The sequence below is a fragment of the Streptomyces sp. NPDC041200 genome, assembly GCF_055591805.1.
The window spans coordinates 63,503-83,382 of sequence record NZ_JBVIZF010000024.1 but is presented as its reverse complement, the minus strand read 5'-3'; the positions used below and the strand labels follow the sequence as shown (position 1 = coordinate 83,382).

The following is a 19,880-nucleotide window of genomic DNA, read 5'->3' as shown; positions in this document are numbered from 1 at the left end:
GAGCGCGGCTGGCGTGTGCGATAGGTTGCCCGCCATGACCGGACTCGGACCCGTCGCCTGGCCACCTGCCCCGGTAAGGACCGAGCGGCTCGTGCTCCGTGAGCCCGAGGCCCGGGACCGTGCGGCGTTCATCGAGTTGTTCGCCTCGCCAGAGGTGCACACCTACCTCGGCGGCCCCCGCCCGCGTGACGAGCTTGAGCGCGAGGTGCCCAGGGTGCCCGAGCGGTGGCCCGGGAGTTTCGTCGTTGATCTCGACGGGGCGATGATCGGCCAGATCCTGCTCAGGAGAGCACCGGAGCACCGTCGCCCGGCTGCCGAGGGGAAGGCCGATCTCGGCTACCTGTTCCTGCCGCGAGCGTGGGGGTTCGGGTACGCCGCCGAGGCGTGCGTGGCGGCACTCGACTGGTTCGACGGCGTCCTTCCCGGCGAGCCGGTGGTGCTCACCACCCAGACCGCCAACGTCGGCTCGATGCGCCTCGCGGCGAAGCTGGGGTTCACCGAGATGGAGCGGTTCCAGGCATGGGACGCCGAGCAGTGGCTCGGCCTGCGGTCCCCGGTCACGCCGTCCGGTTGAGCCAGGACGTGTCAGTCGGGACGCCGCTCACGTGCGGCACGGACCTGGTTGAGCCCCTCCCCTCTCCAGTGGTCCCGGTCAGGCATCTGGTCGTCTCGGCGCCAGCGCCAGGCCGAGAACATCGCCCAGTTCAGGGCGCGGCACCGGTGAATCAGGTCGTGGTCAGCCCCCGCGTAGTGCGCTCCCACTTCTTCGGGCGCATGGGCGAGGTCAAACTCGACCGGCCCACGGCAGCACGTGGCGAGGTCTACGAAAAGCGGCCCTCTCCGTGTGTTCAGGAGGTTGCCCGGATGCGGCTCGCCGTGCAACAGCTGCTCGCGGGCTGTGTCGATGGTGACCGTGGCGCTCAGGCCACTGAGCGTGTCGCTGAGGAGTTCCCGGTCAGAATCGGGCAGCTCGGGGGTCTGCGCCCGGTCGTTCACCTCTCTCAGTGCCACAGCGACTCGATCGGTGAAATGCGGTGCGTCCAGATCGATCTGGCGCAGGGCGGCATGGTGCCGCATGAACGCGTCCGCGTAGTCGGCCGGGGCGATCTCTGATCCCACGGGTTCGTAGTAGGTCCAGAGCGAGATGGCGAAGGCATCACGCACATAGACGTGAGGATCGGCCCGGGGGTCGAGCTCAGCCACCGGAGCGTCGACGTCGGCGAGATGGCGAGCGACCTCTACTTCGAACTCGGAAGCAGCCAGATGTCCCGAAGGCGCGACCCGAGCCAGAACACCGCAAGGGGCCAGGCGCAGCGCGACACGGTCCGAGTTGTGGATGACGACCACATCGTTGACCTGAAGTCCCAGCTCCGAAGCGGTCGCCCGTCCCGCCTCAACTGCGCGACGGAGTTCCCATGGCTCCATACCGTCCTCCCTTATCGTCGACGGGGACCCAGCGTGACCGTGTTCAGGAGGGGCAGTCGTCCCCGGGGCCGGTGCGGTAGGTGCGGTAGAGGGTAGTCTGTCTGCCGGTGCGAGGTGCGGGTGGGTATTCGACGACGGGGACGGGTTTGCAGACGGCCCACTGGTCGTTCTTGCCCGGGCCCTCGAAGCCGTAGGTCCCTCCCGCGCCGATCAGGCAGGAGTCGCAGGAGTCGCCGGAGACGCTCGGGATGATGAGGGTGTTGTAGACGTCGTCCTTCGTGGGGATGCGCGGCGACTTCGGGGCCTGCTGGCCACCCTCGTTGATTTCAGTGTAGGTGCGGTCGACGGCGCCTGCGAGGAGGGCGAAGGCATCGTGGTACATGACCGCGTAGCCGTCGTCGAGGAACTTGTCGCCGAAGTCGTGCTGCTCCTTCAGCTCCTCGAAGCGGTCGAGGAAGCGGCCGAGCGCCTTCTCGGGCTTGTTCTTGCCGTTCCACCAGGCGGGGTCGACACAGGAGGCGTCCACTATGGTCGCCCGGGCGTCGTCCAGGCGCCGGGTGGGTGCCTCGGCGGTGAGGGTGGGTTCCAGGCCGATGCCCACCTTGAGGATGCGCAGCTTCGTGGTGCGGCCGCAGTCGCCCTCCTGGGCCAGGCGCTCGATGAACGCGGGCAGGTCCTGGTCGCGGCCCGCGAAGAAGACGGTGTCGGACTTCTCGTTGCAGATCTTCTGGACGGCGTCGGTGAACCGCTGGGGGATGCCCTTGTCGGTTCCGGAGGTGCCGGTGAAGTTCGAGTTGTGGCGGGCCAGGCCGTAGTCGTCGCCGAAGTGTCTCTCGAAGACGCTGCGCAGGTCCTTCGAGTAGACGTCCTCGTCGCGGTTGTCCCAGACCAGGAAACCCCGGCCCTGGCCCGGCTTCTCGGTCAGGTAGTGCTTCAGGGCGCGGGCGAACTGGTCGTTGTTGGCGGAGGTCTTGAAGAAGTACGGGGAGTTCATGGTGGCCGCGGTGATGACGGGGCCGACCGTGGGGATGCTGTGCTTGCTGAGCGCGGCGATGGCCCGGCGCGTCTCCGGTGTGCTGCTCGGAATGCCGGTCACGCCGACCAGGGGCGCGCGGGTGTCCTTGGACAGTTCGGCCAGGCGCGCGACGACGGGTTCCCACTGGTCGAGGTTGCGGCCGTCGGGGGCGAGCAGCAGCTGGTAGTGCGGGCCGCCGAAGCGGTTGGCCTGCCGCTGCGCGGCGAGGGCACCGGCGAGCCCGCGGCGGATCATGTCCGTGGTCATGGCGCTGTGTTCGTCCGCGGTGAAGGGCATCATCAGCGCGATGCGCACGTACGGGATCTCGGGTCCGCTCGCCGGGGACTCCGCGTTCTGCCGCACCCGCGCGTTCTCCTTCGCGACCGCCCGGATGAGGCTTTCGACGCCGGGGTCGGCCTCGAAGGCGTTCGCGGTGACGCCCACGCAGTCTCCGTCGATGTCCCGCAGATCGTCACCGCATGTGCCGGGACCCCGCGCCATGCTGACGACGACGGTGACCGCGACGGCGGCCAGGGCTCCGAGTCCGAAGACGGCCACCCATTCGACCGGGCCCCACTCGCGGGGATGACGTCGGAACAGACGCAGCAGCATGCTTCCTCACTGACCGGTGATGGGGAAGGGGCGCTTCTTCCGCGCCGCGCCGGGCCAGCTGCGGGCGGCCTGGCCCAGGACGGCGTGCCAGGACGGGTGCCGCGGTGAGAGGTAGGCCAGCTCTTCGCCGACGGCCTTGCACATGTCGGGGTCCGGCTCGGCGTGCGGTTCGGACACGTGCCACAGGGCGTGCAGAAGCCGGTTCACGCAGCGCTCGATCTCGTGCAGCCCCGCATACCGGCCGTCGCGCGCGCCGAGGGCGACCTGCACGCGTTCGTCGGCCCACTCCCCGGCGGGCGGGGTGGGCGCGGTGGCGGCGTACCGCAGGCACTCCAGCCAGTGCGCGGCGGCGTGTTCGTCCTGCTCCGACTGGAACTCCTCCGCCAGCATGGCCACCACGGCCTCGGCGTTCCCGGCCGCGAGCGTGTGCCGCAGGGCGTCCGCCTCGCCGCTCTCGCCGCGCTGCGCGTGGTGCATCCGCAGGAAGCGGTGGATGTCCTGCCAGCCACGGCCGTCCTCGGCCGCCCGCGAGGTACGGCGCGCCTCGTGCACGAGCAGGGCCCGCAGCAGCGGGTCGGTGACCAGCGGCTCGTCCGGCGGGGTGAGTTGCTGCCACTGCTGCTCTTCGAGGTAGTCGGTGGCGGAGTTGGCGGGCAGCTGGTCGGGGCCCTGGAGGCGCAGGTGGTCGGCCAGCGCCTCGGCCGCGGTGCTGTCGCGGGCGAGCGAGAGGAGGGTCAGCCGGTCGCGCTGGCGCCGGTCAGGGAGCAGCCGTTCGAGGAGTGCCGCGGTGACCGGGCGCCCGTCCTCGGCCTGCAGATGGAGCAGGTCCCGCGGGCCCACGCTGCCGCCCTGCGCGGTGGCGTCCAGCACCGCCGCGCACAGCACGGTGGTCACCGCGGGATGCCCGCCGGTGAGGGAGTGGACGGCGGAGGCCAGATAGGGGTGGAGCGGCCGGGCGGGCCGGTCCGGCACCAGGAGGGGCAGGATGTCGTCCCGGCTCAGCGGGGTGAGGGGGACGGCGAGCAGCCCGGCGGAGGGGCTAAGCCCCTTGCGCTCCCAGCCGGAGGACTTCACCAGGTCGGGGAGGTCGCGGCGGACCGCCGCGGACGCGTCCTCCGGCAGGCCGCCGAGCCGGGTGGCCACGACGACCAGCTCCTCGTGGTCGGGGCGCTCCGGCATCGCCCGGTGCGCCAGCAGCAGTTCGAGGAAGTCCTGCCCCGGCGGGTGGTGGGTGTCGTCGAGCAGGATGAGCGGCCACGGCTCCCGGTTCCACCGCTGGAGCCTGCCGTAGGAGGCCGCCACATCGTGGAGGAAGGCGGCCATCAGGGTCTGCTCGGCCGCGTGGCGGTAGTCGCCGCCCTGCTGGAACCACTGCCCGAGCAGCACCAGCGGATCCTGGCCGTCCGCGCCCCGGGGAAAGCGCCGCCGGTACCACTCCTGGGCCGGGGCGTGCTGGTGCCGGTCGGCGTACTCGGCCACCACGGCGGCGATGACCGCGTCCCGGCCCACAGTGTCCGGCTCCGCGTAGTCCGCGTGCTCCACGTGGCGGGCGTCCGCGTCGCGGGCGTCCAGACGGCCTTCGACGGCGGTGGCCCACGCGTGCCGCAACGTGTTCTCGTCCCCACCGGTGAGGCGGCACGCCAGCAGCAGCCGGGCGAACCGGAGACACGCCGCGTCCCGCTGCTCGGCGTTGCCGTGGTGCCATCCGGACACGGCGAACAGGCCCGGCACCAGGACGGGGAAGCGGCGGCGCAGCGCGGGGGCCAGCCCGCACACCAGCTCCGCCAGGATCTCGACCAGAGTGGAGGCGGTGGGCGTCCCGCCGTCGGCCGGGGCGTACGGGAAGGCGGCGGTTTCGGTGGCGACGACGCGGATGTGGGCGAGCGGCAGCCGGTCCCGGTAGCGCCTGGCCAGTTCCGCGAGGACGGCGCTGCGCCCGATGCCGTGGTATCCCGTCACCAGCACGACGGGCAGGTCGCCCTGGTGTTCCCGGGCCGTACGGGACCTCTCGTCCAGGGTCAGGCCCGTGAGCCGGGGGACGAGCGAGCGCAGCAGAGGGTCACGGCCGTAGAGCGGTGACCCTTCCGATTCGCGCATCTGGCTGCGTCCCGCCTCCGTCGCTCAGCGCTGCCCGCGGCCACGACTACAGGAGGCGGGCGGCACCGCTCCCCCGAGACATCAGCCGCTGACATCCGTACCAACTACGCCTGTAAACAGAGAATTTACCCGTCGCGGGAGCGTCACACCAGGTGAAGGCCGGATTGCGTACGAGGTGGCGTCCTACGGGCCCCTGTTATCGAACGCGGGTGCGGTATGTCAGGGGTGCGGATAGACATCCAGTTCGACGCTCTCGGGGAGCGCGTCCGCCCCGCGGATCTCTCCGGGGTAGACGAGCCGCACCCGGCGGAGCCCGCGCAGTCCGGCGAGGGAGGCGAGGTCGAGTTCGGCGACCTGCGACAGATGGATTTCCTCAAGCCCCGGGAGGCGCCGGGCGATCCGCCGCAGCGGAACCGCGGCGCCCGCCCTGGCCCGTACATCCAGGTGGGTGACCTGGGGAATCTCGGTGCGCGGGGCGAACAGCAGCATGCTCAGCTGCTGCGGGGAGAGCGTCAGCTTGCGCAGATTCGGCAACTCGGCGACGAGGGAGCCCCACTCGTCCGGCGTCAGCCGCTCGCTCGCGTCCTGCAGCCGCAGCTCCTCGAGCCCCCGGCACGCCACGATGCCCCCGAGCTGGGCCGCCGCCGACGGCAGCGCCAGCAGCCGCAGCTCGCCGGCGCGCGGGAGGTCGGACAGGCCGCGCCAGGGCACCTCGGGGCCGACGAGCAGGCCCTCAAGACGGGGGCAGTCCGACAGCCTCAGCAGGGTCTCGAACTGGGGGAGGTCCCGCAGCTCCAGCCGCCGCAGCCGCGGCAGCCGGGTCAGCGGCGCCGGGTCCTTGACGTTCCGGCAGCCCTGCAGGGCGAGCGTCTCCAGCTCGGGGTAGGCGGACAGCAGGCCGAGGTCCTCCAGCTGGAGGGTGTTGCGCAGCCGCAACTCGCGCAGCCGCCGCGGGTCGAGCGAGGCGCGGATCTCGTCGGGGCCGAAGTCGCCGTGCAGCCCTACGCGCTGATACCCGGACATGGTGCGCAGCGCGTCCAGCTCGGCGTGCGAGCGCACCGTGACCAGCTCTTCGGGCGCGGTCTCCAGGAGTGGGCGCACGATTTCCTCGGCGTACGCGGTCGTGTCGAACCGGTCCCAGTGGGCGAGGAGCTGCGCGCGCACCGCGGGCTGGCCCGTGCGCAGGAACTCCCGGAGCCGGGGGATGGCGGCGTCCCCGCCGATCTGGCATATCGCGTGGACGGTGGCCAGCTCCTCGTCGCCCGCCAGGTCCTTCGCGGCGGGCAGCAGACCGAGCAGCAGCGGGCCCGTCTGCGCCAGCGACCTGGCCTCCCGCAGACTGCGCGGCGGGAGCAGCCGCGCCGCCCGGTCCTCGATCGCCTCGCGCACCGTCGGCTCCAGGCGGGTGGCCTGTTCGAGGGAGGCGAGCGCGAGGAGCCGCAGGCGCGCCCGCACCGCCGCGTCCTGCTCCCGGTCGCCCCGCTCGCGGAGGCGGGTCAGCAGATCGGCGCGCTCTTGGTGACGGGCCTGTGCGACGGCCATCTGCACCACGTCCTCCCACTGGTCCAAGTGCGCGTTGTTCACCAGCATGCCCATGTCGCGCTCTTCCAGTACGGCCCGGGCGCCCAGGAAATCCTGAAAAGTCCGGTGAATGAAGTTCACTGCACCCGTGGCGGGTTCCCGCAACAGACCGGAACGCTCCAGCAGATGCTGCAAAGCTTCCTCCGCCGTCCCGATTTCCGCCAGCCGGGGTACGGACGGCTGCAGCCGCCGCACCACGTCCACCGCGTCCGGACGATCCAGCTGCGTCCGCTCGTTACGGATCAGCCAGTACGCCAGCTTCTGCAGCGGTTCCGTCGCCGACCTCTGGTCCAGCACCGGGCGGCTGCGGCCGTACACCTCGCGCTCCAGATCGCGCCGCTCCAGGAGCATCGACAGCGCCGCCTCGTACAGCGAGGCGCGGCCCTGGGGCAGGAAGCCGCGGCGCTCCCGGTGCAGGGCGCAGATCAGGCCGCACATCAGGGGGTTGGTCGCCAGACGGCTCAGCTCGGGGCTGCTGCGCAGCGACAGCGTCAGCGAGTCGCCCAGCTCCTCCGACGCCCCGGCCGCCGCGTGCCAGCGCCGGATGAACTGCTTCATGTCGGCGGGCCGCATCGCGGCGAGCGCGAACTCCTGGAAGCCCTCGTGCGCCAGCCAGCCCCGCTCCAGGGCCGAGGGGCGGGAGGTGAGCAGCCACAGATTGCCGGGGAAGACGGCGAGCAGCTTCTTGAGCCAGGCCCGAGTGCGGGTCCGGTCCTCCTTCGGGATCTCGTCGGCCCCGTCGATCAGGAGCACGCCGCGCCCGTGCTGCAGCACCCTCGCCGCCCACCCGTCCGGCTCCGTGCCCACCAGCGGGCAGCCGATCCAGCGCAGGAAGTCCTCGGGCATCGGCAGCTCGGCGTTCTTGCGCGCCAGGGTGCGCAGCGGCAGGACGAAGGGGACGCGCCCGAACAGCTGTGTCAGCCCGCCCGGCAGCCGCTCCTGCTGCGCCGTCGCGAGGGCCAGCCACTGCACCAGGGTCGTCTTGCCGGTGCCCGCGACCCCGCGCAGCAGCACCCGCTCATGGCGGGCGAAGACCGTCTCGGCCGGGCCCGACGCCCGCTCGGCCTCCGTCTCCCGGTCGGTGCCCGGCTCGCCGTTCACCACCGGAAGCGGATCGGCCCCCTCGCGGTACGGCCTGGCCTCCAGGCTCAGATACGCGGTCTCCAGCGGCCAGTCCTGGCCGTCCGGTTCACGCAGGTCGACGCCGTAGATCGTGAGCCTGCCGTGGCACTCGACGACGTAGCGCGCGTACTCCTCCTCGAACTCCGTGTCCTGGCGGCTGATGTCGGGCAGCCGCCGCAGGATCCTGTCCAATTTCTCGCTCTGCTCCCGGATCTCGCGGCTCTGCTCGATCTGGGCACGCGCCGCGAAACCGGGCCGCTGGCTGAAGAAGCGCATGAGGTGCACGCACGCCGTCTCCAGGAGCCGGTCGTGGAAGCGGGCGGCGTCGTCGCTGAGCAGTCGCCGGGTGTCGGGGCCCGCGCTCTTGGACAGCTCGGCGGCCAGCCGCTCGGGGCCGAGCGCGAAGGCCTGGACGTCGTCCATGTCGAGATCGCCGAGCGCGTGCAGGGTGCGGGTCAGCGCCTGGCCGACGGAGTCGTGCTCGTCGGCGCCGATCGGCGGATCGTGCGGACCCGCGGCCCGCACGGCGCGGCGGACCAGCTCCCGGGCGAGCTTGTGCAGATCGTCCTCGGTCAGGGTGCGGTGCTCCCGGCCGAACGACACCAGCCGCCGCACCGGAATCGGGCGTTCGCCGAACTCGGCCGCGGGCGCGCTCGCGGGCGGCAGCAGCAGTCGTTTGACCACCGGCACGACCACTGCCGACGCGATCTTCAGGCCCACCGTGCCGCCGTCCACAGCAGCCCCTCCCTCACCAGCGCCGACGCGCTTCCCCCGCCGGGTCCCGTGTCCCTCGAACCCCGCTCACCATAGCCGTGGACGGCTGTCTTGAGGCAGGGCGCGCGGGCGCCGGGCTTGCACCGAGCGCCCGTCATCTTCGTTTGCGTGGGGTCGCGTTCGCTCAGGATACGTAGTCGGCCTTCCTCGCCGCGTCGACCACGCCCCGGCCGTCCGCCGCGCCGAGCAGTCCCGAGGCCACCCAGGAGTCCACGGTGGACCGGACGTGCTTGACCAGCGCGCCCTTGTTCCGGTACGGGGCGGCGGCCCAGATCGCGTCGAGGAGCGTGGTGCCGTCGTCCCGTACGGGGTTGGCGATGCCGGAGTCGGTGCCGCCGAAGACCACCGTCGGCTCGGACCGGCGGAAGTACGCGTGGGTCGGCTCCTCGGTGCCCTCGGCGAACGGGGCGAACTCGACCCCGTCCAGGGTGAAGTGGAGCGGCTTGCCGGGTACGGGGGTGAGCGTGGGCAGCAGATCGCCGGAGAGGGCGGCGTCGCGGTAGAGGCCGAACGTGAGGAACGACGTGCGGGCGTCGCGCGCCACCAGGTTGACCGGGCCGTAGAACAGGGTCTGTACGGACGGGTCGTCGAGCGCCTTCTCCACCCGCAGCCGGAACGGGATCAGCACCCGGACGGTGTCCCCGTCGCGCCAGGTGCGCGACACCGAGACATAACTACCGGGTGACCACGTCCTGTTGACGGCCCTGCCGTTGACCGTCACCCGGAAGCCGCTCGTCGCCCACGCGGGCACCCGCAGGCGCAGGTCGAAGGCGGCGGTGCGGCCCCGGATGGTGAGGGTGGAACCCTGCTCCCGGGGATAGCCGGTGGACTGGGTGACGGTGATGCCCTTCTCGGCCCAGGTGAGGGTGGACGGGCTGTACAGGTTGACGTACAGGGCGGTGCCGTCGGCCTTCCTGAAGTACACGGAGTCCTGGTACTTGGTGGCGCTCTCCATGCCGGTGCCCTCGCAGCAGGTCGTGCCCGCCTTGGGGGTGTAGTCGCGCACATGCCCCGGCGCCAGGCCGATGAAGTACGTGACGAGCGGCTTCTCCGCGTCGGCCTTGTCCTGCTTGGAGCCGAGGACCTGGTTGTAGAGGGCGCGCTCGTAGTAGTCCATGTACGCCGGGTCCTGCTCGTGGAAGAACAGCATTCTGCTCAGCTTGAGCATGTTGTAGGCGCAGCAGGTCTCGGCCGTGGTGTCGCTGAGGGTCTTGGCGACGGCGCCGCGGGCGCTCCAGAACTCCCGGTTGCTGGTGCCGCCGATTCCGTACATCCGGGTCGGGACGACCATGTCCCAGAAGTTCTTCGCGGCGGTGAGGTAGCGCTCCTCCTTCGTCTCGTCGTACAGCCGGACCAGACCGGTGAAGATCGGGATGTGCTGGTTGGCGTGCAGCCCGTCCAGGATGTCGTTTCCGGCGGCGCAGGCGTCGATGAGCTTGTCGAGGTCGAACAGGCGGGCCAGCGCGAGGTGCTGGGCCTTGCCGCTGATCGCGTACAGGTCGCAGATCGCCTCGGCGATGCCGCCGAACTCGCCGCTGGAGAAGATGCCCCACATCCGCTGCAGTGTGCTCGCGGGCAGCTTGGACAGCCGGGAGTACATCCAGTCGCACATGCCCTCGGCGAGGTCCAGGGCCCGTGCGTCGCCGGTGCTGAGGTGGGCGTCGAGCAGCCCGCGCAGGATCTTGTGGGCGGTGTAGTACGGCGCCCAGACCACGGTGTAGTCGCCGCTGGTCATCGACTCCAGGGTGATGAACTGCGTCTCGGGATACGCCGCGAGGAACCCGGGGTGGCTCGGCCCGCCCCAGGTGCGGCGCAGGGTGGCGTGCTGATCGCGGCCCGAGGAGTCGGCGAAGGTGCCGCCGGTGGTCTCGGCGAAGGCATACGCGGCCAGGTTTCCGGCCCCGGCGGACGACTCGGCGGCCGGTCGGTCCTGAAGATCGGCGATCTGGGCGGCGGTCAGGGCCCGCGACCAGACGTTGACGTCGTCGAAGGCACCCGCGAACACCGGGTCCGCGGAGTAGTGGGACCGGCCGAGCCAGTGGTCGCGCAGGGTGCCGAGCGCTGCCGGGGTGAGGGTCATCGCGGTGTTCTTCGCGACCGCGGTGCCGTTGATGTAGAGGACCCCGGTGCCGTCCGCGATCGTCACCGCAACATGGCTCCAGGTGTCCAGGGGCAGTGGCGCCGTGCCGTCGAGACTCTGTTCGCCACCGGCGCCCGACGTGGTGATGGCGAAGCGGGGGTTGCCCTGCGCGTTGCGGGCGGCGAGGTAGAGGTAACGGGTGGTGTCGTCGCCGAAGTCCAGGATCCTGGCCCAGGCGGTGGCGTGGGTGGGCTTCACCCAGGCCGCGAGGGTGACCGCCGTGGCTCCGCCGAGCACGGTGTTCGGCAGGTCGACGTAACGGTAGGACCCGCGGACGTTCTCCGCGGCGGTGCCGAACCTGCCCGGGACGCTGAGCACGGCCGGATCGCGCCGCAGCGCCTCCCGGACCTCGTCCAGGGCCCCGATCATGTGGCGGATCTTGTCCGCGTACACCGTCTCGCCGGTGCCGGTGTGGGCCTGGGAGAGCATGGTGAGGAAGTGGCCGGTGAAGTGGCCGCGGAGGTTGCCGTTGGCCTCGCCGTCCAGCCCCTCCCAGCCGCCAGGGGCGACCGCGCCACGGGTGGAGAGCCCGGCATTGGCCCGGAAGACCTGGAGCAGGCGGTCCACGTCATATCCGCGGCCGTAGTCCAGCATCAGCTGGCGCTTGGCGGTGAAGACGCCTTTCCGTAAGACCACGTCCTGGGGGCTGAACGGCTGCAGTGTCCAGGCGGCCGGGGCCCCGGTGGTGGCTCTTGGAGCGGCAGTTGCCCGGCCGACGGCGAGCGAGGTCAGTGCCGGAGCCGCCGCGACGAGTGCTGCGGCGCGGAGGACGGCTCGTCTGGCGGGTGCGGGTGCCATGGATGGCCTCGTTTCTGGGTGCGGCGGGCAGATGTTTATGTTCGATATGTCAAACGTCGTTCGGGAAGGCGACCAGAAAGTAGAACGCCGGTCAGAACACGTCAAGAGGTGGGACGAGAGTGGGCAGATGCCTCAGTGGGGCGGGGGAGTGACCCGGGACCGCTGCGGTACGGCCCCGGGGTCGGCGGGCCGCGCGCGCGTCAGATACTGCGGCACCGGCGCCGTGTCCTCGCCGGTGTCGCGGACCAGCCCGTACCGGACGATGCCCGCGCCCGCGTCTGGCGCGGTGACCACGTCTTCGGCGACCTGGTCCCAACTGGACGGCTGGGCAAAGAGGTTGTAGTCCGCGCCCCGCTCGTTCTGGTGGAGGGTGACGCTGCCGTCCAGCCAGAAGTACTCGTTCTGCCACATCTGCTGGGCCCCGGCGGGCAGCACGGTGGAGCCGGTGGCGGGGCCGCCCATCCAGGTCGTGCCGTCCGTCGAACCCGGCTGTACGTCGTCCAGGCGCCGCCCGCCGCCTGAGGCCACGTGGAACAGCTTGCCGCGCAGACCGGTCCACGTCGCCATGGCGAGAGAGCCCGGGCGCTGTCCGGGCAGCACTTGCCAGCGCACCCGGAAGTATCCGCGTCCGGTGAACGTGACCTGCTCGCCCCGGTGGGTCAGCCCGGTGGGCGGCGCGCCAGTCAGCGTCATCGTGCCGTCCGCGCGCCGTGGCAGCGTCGCGGGGCGGGCGGTGGCGGCGGGGGCGCGGTCGGCCGTGTCCACGACGGTGCCGTACAGCTGCTTCCGGGGGCGTGTCGGTGTCGGTGAGGGGGAGAGCGGGGGCGCGGACGACGGCGGGCGCGCCGTGCTCGCGGCGGTGGGCGGTGCGGCACGCGGCGCGGGCTCGTCCGGCGCTTGCGTCACGACGTACGCGCCGCCCGCGGCGATGGTCGCCCCGGCGGTCACCGCCACCGCGGGCTTGGCCAGCGCGCCGAGCACCTTGGCCGACCAGCCCACCGGAGCGGCGGCCGAAGCGGCCACCGCCGTCTTGCCTCCCAGCACTGCCGCGAGCGTGAAGCCGGCCGGCAGCGGCACCAGCGCGATGCCGACGAGCAGCCGCTCGGCGGGTACGGCGTCCTCACGCGCTCCCGAGCAGCGCGCACACCCCCGGATGTGCCGCGCCAGCCGCTTGCGCCAGACCGAATCGGGCCGACCGTCCCAGCCGTCGGTCACCTCGCGCAGCTCCGGGCACGAGGCGCCGAGCGCCCGGACGATGCCCCGCGCGGTCTCCAGGCGCGCCTTCATCCGCTGGACGCGGACGGCGGCGTGCTGTCGGCTGATGCCGACGGCCGCCGCCAGCTCGCGCCGGGTGAGTTCGCCCGCGACCTCCAGCCACCACAGCGACAGCAGTTCCCGGTCCTCGTCGGCGAGCCAGCGCACCGCCTCCGCCACCTCCCGTCGCTGTCCCTCCAACTGCAGTCGCAGCACGGTCAGTTCGGCGAAATCCGGCGCGCCGCCGGTGTCCTCCGGCAGCGCCTCGGCGGTCCGCCGCCGCGCCCGGTCGCGTATCTGCCGCATCGCGATGGCGACCAGCCAGGACCGGAAGCCGTCCGGGTCGCGCAGCGAACCCAGGCCGTGGACGGCGCGCAGCATGGTTTCCTGCACCACGTCGTCCACGTCCGCGTGGCCGTTCAGCGCCCGCCCGACGATGTTGTAGACGAGCGGCAGCCAGCCCTCGACCAGCTCGTCGAGGGCGCGCCGGTCGCCGTTCCGCGCCGCCGCGATGGTGGAGCGCCACTGCCGTCCGTCCACTGCCCGCCCTTTCCGCCGTCCCTGCTCGCCCGGGTCTCACTTCGCGTAGAGGAGCGTCCCGAATCCGAGCTGGTCGAACCCTCCGCTGTTCGGCCCGTAGTCGCCGCCACCGCCCTCGGCGCCCACCTTCTCAGCCATCGCCGTGATGGCGGGCACGGAGAGCCCCCGGCGCCGCGCGTAGTGGTAGTGCAAGACGCCCCAGACCGGGCGAATCTGCCCGCGGCCAGCATCGGAGATCACCGTCTGCGACCGCTGCGCGCATCTCTGGCCGGTGCCCCAGGTGTAGGTGGTGAACGGCACGTCCCGTCCGAGGTTGTACGTGGCGACGTACTGGGCGGCCTTCATGAACCGGTTGTCGTCGTAGCCGTACAGGTCGATGCCCTGATTCCAGGCCATCTCGCAGATCGCGCCCATCAGGCCCATGCCCATCATGGTGTGGCCCTGGTCGCGACCGCTCTCCTGCCACTGCGCGAGCCCCTGGCTCTCGTGGACGAAGGGGATGGCGTGCCGGAGGGAGCCGTTGCCCTCGCCGGACTTCATGTACGTCACGGCGCGGTCGAACGCCGTGGCGTCGTCGTGGAGGATGCCGATCGCCAGGAGCGAGGCGGTGTTGCAGAGGTCCCAGTTGGCCCAGTAGTTGGTGACGCAGGCGTCGTTGTGGCGGGTGAGGAAGTCCTCGTTGAGCGGCTGGAAGACACGCCGCAGCATCATCTGGAAGCGGGCGAGGTCGAAGCCGCCGTAGCCGCGCATCAGCTCGGCGGCGTTCGCGAACTGGTAGCCGTAGAGACCGGCGGCCAGGAAGCGGTCGGCGTTGCCGGTGATCTCCTTCAGGGTGGCCGACCAGGCGTTGAGGATCGCGACGGCGGTGTCGCCGTTCGCCTTGGTGCCGCCGATCTTCCAGCGCAGGGCGTTCTGGTAGGCGGCGTGGACGTCGTGGTACAGGGTGGGGTAGTTCTGGCCGGTGCCACCGCGAATGACGGTGGCCTGGGGCCTCGGCTGCCAGGTGCTCGCGGAGTGGCGGTTGGCGGTGAGTCTCTTCCAGCCCGCCAGCCACGGGTCGTCGCCCGCCGCCACCCGCACCTTGGCGCGGTGCAGATCACCGGCGTTGTGCAGCGCGCCGGGGTGCGTGAAGGCCGTCGGGGCGGCCTCCGCGCCACCCCCGGCGAGCGCGGCGATCCCGCCGCCGAGCGCCCCGGCCGCCGCGAGGCCACCGCCGAGGGTGAACAGGCCTCTGCGGCTGAGGCGGTGCTTGTTGTCGTGCGCGTGCGGCATGTGACGCAACTCCTGAACGGGATGACAAGGGATGCCCAGGAGACGGAGCCACACCACCGCCGATAACAGTTTTTCTTACCCCGTCGTCACAGCGCCGTGTACACCGCGTCGATCAGCGCCTTCTTCCGGGGGTCGTCGGCGATGTGCGGGCCCATGCGGTTCATGACATAGCCGAGACTGACCTCGGCTTCGGGGTCGGCGTGACCGCAGGATCCGCCGAAGCCATCGTGACCGAAGGCGCGGGGATTGGGGCCGTAGGAGCCGTTGGGGCCGCTCAGCCACACCCCGAGCCCGATTTCGGTGTGATGGGTGAAGCCGTGCCCCAGGATCAGGTCACGGCACGCCCCCTGCCCCTCACGGACCCGCTCGACGGCCTCGGACGAGAGCACGCGGTGGTCCCCGGCCAGACCGTGGCGGGCGTAGACGCCGTAGAGGGTGGCGAGCGCACGGGCCGTCCCGTGGCCGTTGGCGGCCGGTATCTGGGCGGCCCGCCACTCCGGCGTATTGGCCTCGGCGGCCCCGACGAGCGGATTGGCCAGCGCGGCGATGGCGACGGGCTCCAACTGGGCGAAGACAGCAGCCTGTTCGCTGGACGCGGCGGCGGGCGGATGGACCAGCTCCGCCACCCGCCCGGCCTCCTTCTCCGGCAGGCCGATGCTGAAGTCGATCCCCAGCGGCCCGGTGATCTCCTGCCGCAGGAACTCGCCGGGCAGGAGACCCGTGATGCGCCGGATGACCTCGCCGACCAAGTGGCCGTACATCATGGCGTGGTAGCCGGACCGCGTTCCGGGTTCCCACCACGGCTCGGTGGCGGCCAGCCGCGCGCAGGTCTTCTCCCAGTCGTACAGATCCGCCGTGGTGTGCTTCTCCCGCAGCCCGGCCAGGCCCGCCCGGTGGGAGAGCAGATGGCGCACCGGCAGCTCGGCCTTGCCCGCGGCCGCGAACTCCGGCCAGTACGCGGCCACCGGCGCGTCGAAGTCCAGCAGCCCCCGGTCCGCGAGCACATGGGCGCACAGGGCCGTCACGCCCTTGGTGGTGGACCAGACGTTCACCACGGTGTCCCGCTCCCACGCCCGCGCGCGCCCGGCGTCCGCCCAGCCGCCCCACAGATCCACCACGGCCCGCCCGCCGACCTGGACGCTGACCGCCGCGCCCAGTTCGTCGCGCTCGGCGAAGTTGGCTTCGAACGCGTCCCGCACGGCGGTGAACCGCGGGTCGCAGTGGCCTTCGATACGCGGCGCGGACGGCACGGACTGCGGCGTCATGGGGCACTCCCAACAGGTGTGTTCAGCGGACTTGCAACATACCGACTGGTTGGACCAACGAAAACCCGGGAACTCCGTGCACTGGAACAGAAGCCCTCATCGTCAATGACCGTGGAGCAGCCCCGTTGGGACACACACAGCAGGACGAATGGGACGCCCACTACGCCGACGGAAAGACATTCCGGCCCCTGGGGGACACGGAGCGCGCACTGCTGTCCGCGCACGTACCCGCCCCCGCCGAGGGCGGCCGGGCCCTCGACGTGGGCTGTGGCCTGGGCGAACTGGCGGCGTATCTGGCATCGGTGGGCTACACCGTCGACGCCGTCGACTGGGCCGACAGCGCCCTCGCCCGAGCCGGTACCGCCCACCCGAGGGGCGTGCGGTGGCTGCGCCTGGACATCGAGCGGGAGGATCTCGCCGTGTTGCAGCGGGACGGCTACGACCTGATCACGCTCCGGCTGGTCTATCCCTTCTTCCGCGACCGCACCCGGGTCATGGACGACCTCGGCCATCGACTGAGGGAAGGCGGAGCGGTCGTGGTGATCACACCGCTCGCCGCGACGACGCCCGAGGAGCGGCGGGACATCGCGCTGGACGAGACGGAGATCGGCCTGCTGAGCACCGGGTGGAAGCGGGCGGATCGGTTCGATGCGGAAGGGCTGGCGGTGCTGATCCTGCGTGGCCGGGTTCAACCGCAGACTTGAGGGCTGTCCGCCCACCGGCCCCGAACCGCCGGCCACGGGCGGTGAAAAGTCTCCGGAGTCACTTCAACGAAACACTTGACGTCATGGCTTCCCCAGACATCGAACTATCCAAGGCTGAGCTGTCCGTTGACGCCCCCGCGTCTCAACGCCGGTGGTGGACGCTGCTGGCGGTGAGCGCGGCCCAGCTGCTCGTGGTGCTGGACGGGACGGTCGTGAACATCGCGCTGCCCTCCGCGCAGAGCGCGATCGGTATGTCCGACGCGAACCGGCAATGGGCGATCACCGCGTATGCCCTGGCCTTCGGCGGACTGCTGCTGATCGGCGGCAGGGTCAGTGGCGCGCTCGGCCATCGGGCTGGTCGCCGGGGGACTGCTGACCGAGTACGCCAGCTGGCGATGGTGCCTGTACATCAACGTCCCGATCGCCCTGCTCGCCGTGCTCGGCGCGACGTTCGTACCAGCGGGCCGTCCGGTCCGCGGCGGCGGACGGCTCGACGTCGCGGGCGCCCTGCTCAGCGCCACCGGCTTCGCCGCGGTGGTTTATGCCTTCAACGAGGCCGAACCGCTCGGCTGGGGCGCGCCGAAGGTGCTGGCACTGCTGGCCGGTGGTGTCCTGCTGCTGGCCGTGTTCGCCGCCGTCGAGGTCCCTGTGCCCCACCCGCTGCTGCCGATGCGGGTGCTCGCGCACCGGGCCCGGGCCGGTGCGTTCCTCTCGATCACCCTGATGTTCGTCGCGATGTTCGGCTTCTACCTGTTCATGAGCGACTACACCCAGACCCTCCTCGGCTATTCACCGGTCCAGGCCGGCCTGACGCTGATCATCAACGCCCTCGCCGCCCTGCTCGGCGCCACGCTCATCGCCGGGAGACCGCACGGACGCGTCGCACCCGCGGCGCTGATCCTGCCCGGTCTGATCGCCGCGGCCGCCGGGATGCTCGTCCTGACCTGCCTGACACCGCAGAGCACGGACATCCTGCCGCTCTACCTGGCACCCGCCCTGGTCCTCACCGGACTCGGCCTCGGCATCGTCATGCCCCCGACCGCCAGGGGTGCCCCGGCAGCGGTGGCGCCCGCAGCCCACCACCGACGGATCCGCCTTGGCCCTGCTTTACCGCACCGCCGAGCTGCTGCAGGAGCGAGGGGTGCTGAGCGTGACCCCGGCGCTGCCGAGCCGCGGCGATGCGCCGGATCGCTGACCTCTGCCCCGGCGAGGCCGACGCGGAGTCCATCGGTACACCGCAGCAGGCTCACAGGCTCGAGGGCCTTTCGAGGGCTTGCAGCGTCCCCGCGGGGAGCCGGTCGTTGCCCCAGCTGCGCTCGATGTAGCCGATGATCCGCGCGATGTCTTCGGCGGGCACCCGCTCCGCTTCGCCGCGCTCGAGCGGGTCGGCGTGGAAGATGTAGAGCCGCGAGGCGAACTGGTCGAACGGCAGTGAGGCCTCGCCGAACCGCTCGCCGTTGCCCGCGGTGGAGACGACGACGCCGTCGCCCCAGTCCTGGCCGCTGTCGTTGTTCGGGTTGAAGAAATACACCCGCATGACGTCCTGTGGGTCCGGCACGGCCCGCAGGATCGTGATCGCGTGCCAGCCGACGTAGCGGGCCGCGCTGTCGGTGACGGCGACACCGGCCGGCTGGGGATGGATCAGCGGCTGCTCGCCGTTGTAGGACGGGTGGTAGGTGGCGTGGAACTGCCGCAGGAACTCGTCGAGGTCGACCAGGTTCCCGGTCGCGACGTCGACGTTGATGTGGAACCCACGGCCCGCCCACCAGCCGTGGAACTCGGGGTTGACCCACCGGTGCGGGTCCCCTGGCCGCTCGGCGCAGCGCCGCCCCATCTCGGCGTAGATCCGGTCCAAGTGGGGCACCACGAGCAGCGACACGGGGTCCAGGTCCATCGGCAGCGTGCTGGCGACTCCGGTCGCGCTGTCCTTCGACGAGATCGGCTGACCCTCGAAGTGCATGATGATCTCGTCGTCGCGGGCCGCCCAGACCACCATTTGCAGCAGGTAGTCCGGGTCGTTGTAGGACCACATCGACAGCGCGCGGGCCGACTGGCAGGTGGGATTGTCGCCCTGGCCGACGCCGAGCGGCTGGCCCAGCACCGAGAGCACCCCCGCGACCAGCCGCGCCCGCGGCCCCGGAACCTCGCCGAAAACCGTCGTCAACCGCTCCCGCGCGACCGGGGACAGCTCCAGCGACAGCTGGCGCCACAGCGCGGGCACGATCGGCGGCTCGTAGAGGATGCCGCGGTCGAGCAGCAGCGCCAGCCCGTAGACGCTTTGCGCGGTCTGCGGGTGCACGGCCACCTCGATCAGCCGGTGCACCAGTTCGCTGTAGCGCAGCAGACAGTTCCGGCCGGTGTCGGACAGCCCGAGCGCCTCACCGACGAGGTAGTCGCTCTCGCTCAGCAGGAACCGGAGCAGTTCCGCGTGGTACGGCGACACCAGGCCGGTGTCGTGCATCGCCCGCGCGAACCCCGCCGCCTCGTACTGCAGGCCGCCGGTGTCCATCGCCTCGAGCCGGGAGCGGAAGACCTCCATGCCCGGGTCCTCCCGGCACGCCTCGGTGGTCCCGTACAGGCTCGTGATGAGCCGGTCGATGCCCAGCCCCGACGACACGCCAAGAGCGACGTCCGGATCGTCGCGGTAGGTCGCCACCCGGGTGATCAGGGACTGCACCGCCTCGACCTGGATCGGACGCTGGCGCAGGATCCGCCAGATCTCGTCGACCAGGTCGTCCAGGACGCTGTCGTAACCGATCCCGTCGGCGAGGTGGGAAAACAGGATGCGGATGAGCTGTGCGGTCCGGCCCTGCTGGGTTCGCTCCGCCTCGCTGGGCGGGGTGAACAGCAGCTCCAGGTTCATCGCCAGTACCTGGGACAGGAACTGGCGGGCGTCCTCGGCGGGCAGCGTCGGGTGCGCGAAGTCGCCGCGGGCGACAGCGAGCATCCGCAGCTCGCTGGTCGCCTCCATGACAACGGTGTCCGCGTCTCCGCTGTGCAGGCCCGGCCTGACCAGCGCCGGGATAAGGATCTCTGGTGTCGCCCAGTCCGTCCCCTGGAAAAGCCCGGCTTCCTCAAGGGCCTGCGCCCTGGCCTGGACCGCCGCGGCGCCGCCCGGCTGCATGAGCACTCGCCGCAATGCTTCCAGAACCCGCCGCAGCTTCGTGTGCTTGCCGAAGTCGCGGGTTTCGGCCATGGCCTGGATGGCGTCGTCGAGTGAGGTCACGCGCTTGTCCAGCGTCGTGACCTCACCACGGACGTCGACGGTCGGTTTCAAAGGT

General features: G+C 71.4%; 11 protein-coding genes and 1 pseudogene. 3 read left to right on the top strand and 9 right to left on the bottom strand.

The features are described 5' to 3' along the window. Positions 1–34: 34 nt before the first annotated feature. Positions 35–574, top strand: coding sequence for a GNAT family N-acetyltransferase (locus ACZ6CL_RS33330; RefSeq protein WP_468942713.1), 540 nt, complete (start codon positions 35–37; stop codon positions 572–574). A gap of 11 nt (positions 575–585) precedes the next feature. Here ACZ6CL_RS33330 and ACZ6CL_RS33325 read toward each other — a convergent pair whose 3' ends face one another. The 8 genes from ACZ6CL_RS33325 to ACZ6CL_RS33290 form a co-directional block, all read right to left on the bottom strand. After that, on the bottom strand, positions 586–1,425 hold the full coding sequence (locus tag ACZ6CL_RS33325) for a phosphotransferase (protein ID WP_468942710.1): 840 nt from the start codon (positions 1,423–1,425) through the stop codon (positions 586–588). Between the two features lie 43 nt (positions 1,426–1,468). Continuing rightward, on the bottom strand, positions 1,469–3,052 hold the full coding sequence (locus tag ACZ6CL_RS33320) for an ABC transporter substrate-binding protein (RefSeq protein ID WP_468942707.1): 1,584 nt from the start codon (positions 3,050–3,052) through the stop codon (positions 1,469–1,471). 6 nt (positions 3,053–3,058) lie between these two features. Then, positions 3,059–5,149, bottom strand: coding sequence for an ATP-binding protein (locus ACZ6CL_RS33315; protein ID WP_468942704.1), 2,091 nt, complete (start codon positions 5,147–5,149; stop codon positions 3,059–3,061). A gap of 219 nt (positions 5,150–5,368) precedes the next feature. After that, positions 5,369–8,587, bottom strand: coding sequence for an NACHT domain-containing protein (locus ACZ6CL_RS33310; protein ID WP_468942703.1), 3,219 nt, complete (start codon positions 8,585–8,587; stop codon positions 5,369–5,371). A 163-nt stretch (positions 8,588–8,750) separates the two neighbouring features. Beyond that, positions 8,751–11,564: a beta-L-arabinofuranosidase domain-containing protein gene (locus tag ACZ6CL_RS33305; RefSeq protein ID WP_468942700.1), complete on the bottom strand. Its 2,814-nt coding sequence runs from the start codon at positions 11,562–11,564 to the stop codon at positions 8,751–8,753. Between the two features lie 132 nt (positions 11,565–11,696). After that, on the bottom strand, positions 11,697–13,358 hold the full coding sequence (locus ACZ6CL_RS33300; RefSeq protein WP_468942697.1) for an RNA polymerase sigma factor: 1,662 nt from the start codon (positions 13,356–13,358) through the stop codon (positions 11,697–11,699). A 36-nt stretch (positions 13,359–13,394) separates the two neighbouring features. After that, complete coding sequence (locus tag ACZ6CL_RS33295) at positions 13,395–14,630, bottom strand: alginate lyase family protein (protein WP_468942694.1); 1,236 nt, start codon at positions 14,628–14,630, stop codon at positions 13,395–13,397. Between the two features lie 86 nt (positions 14,631–14,716). Next, complete coding sequence (locus ACZ6CL_RS33290; RefSeq protein WP_468942692.1) at positions 14,717–15,895, bottom strand: serine hydrolase domain-containing protein; 1,179 nt, start codon at positions 15,893–15,895, stop codon at positions 14,717–14,719. A gap of 125 nt (positions 15,896–16,020) precedes the next feature. Here ACZ6CL_RS33290 and ACZ6CL_RS33285 point away from each other — a divergent pair, with 125 nt between their 5' ends. Together ACZ6CL_RS33285 and ACZ6CL_RS33280 are read left to right on the top strand one after the other, a co-directional pair. Next, positions 16,021–16,599, top strand: a complete 579-nt coding sequence (locus tag ACZ6CL_RS33285) for a class I SAM-dependent methyltransferase (RefSeq protein WP_468942690.1) — start codon at positions 16,021–16,023, stop codon at positions 16,597–16,599. Positions 16,600–16,682: 83 nt separating this feature from the next. Beyond that, positions 16,683–17,931, top strand: a pseudogene (locus ACZ6CL_RS33280) (MFS transporter). On the opposite strand, the gene ACZ6CL_RS33275 reads toward ACZ6CL_RS33280, so the two are convergent. Continuing rightward, the gene (locus ACZ6CL_RS33275) at positions 17,846–19,876 is read right to left on the bottom strand and encodes a hypothetical protein (RefSeq protein WP_468942689.1); all 2,031 of its coding nucleotides are present in this window, start codon (positions 19,874–19,876) and stop codon (positions 17,846–17,848) included. The pseudogene ACZ6CL_RS33280 and the gene ACZ6CL_RS33275 sit on opposite strands and share 86 nt — an antisense overlap. Positions 19,877–19,880 lie beyond the last annotated feature (4 nt).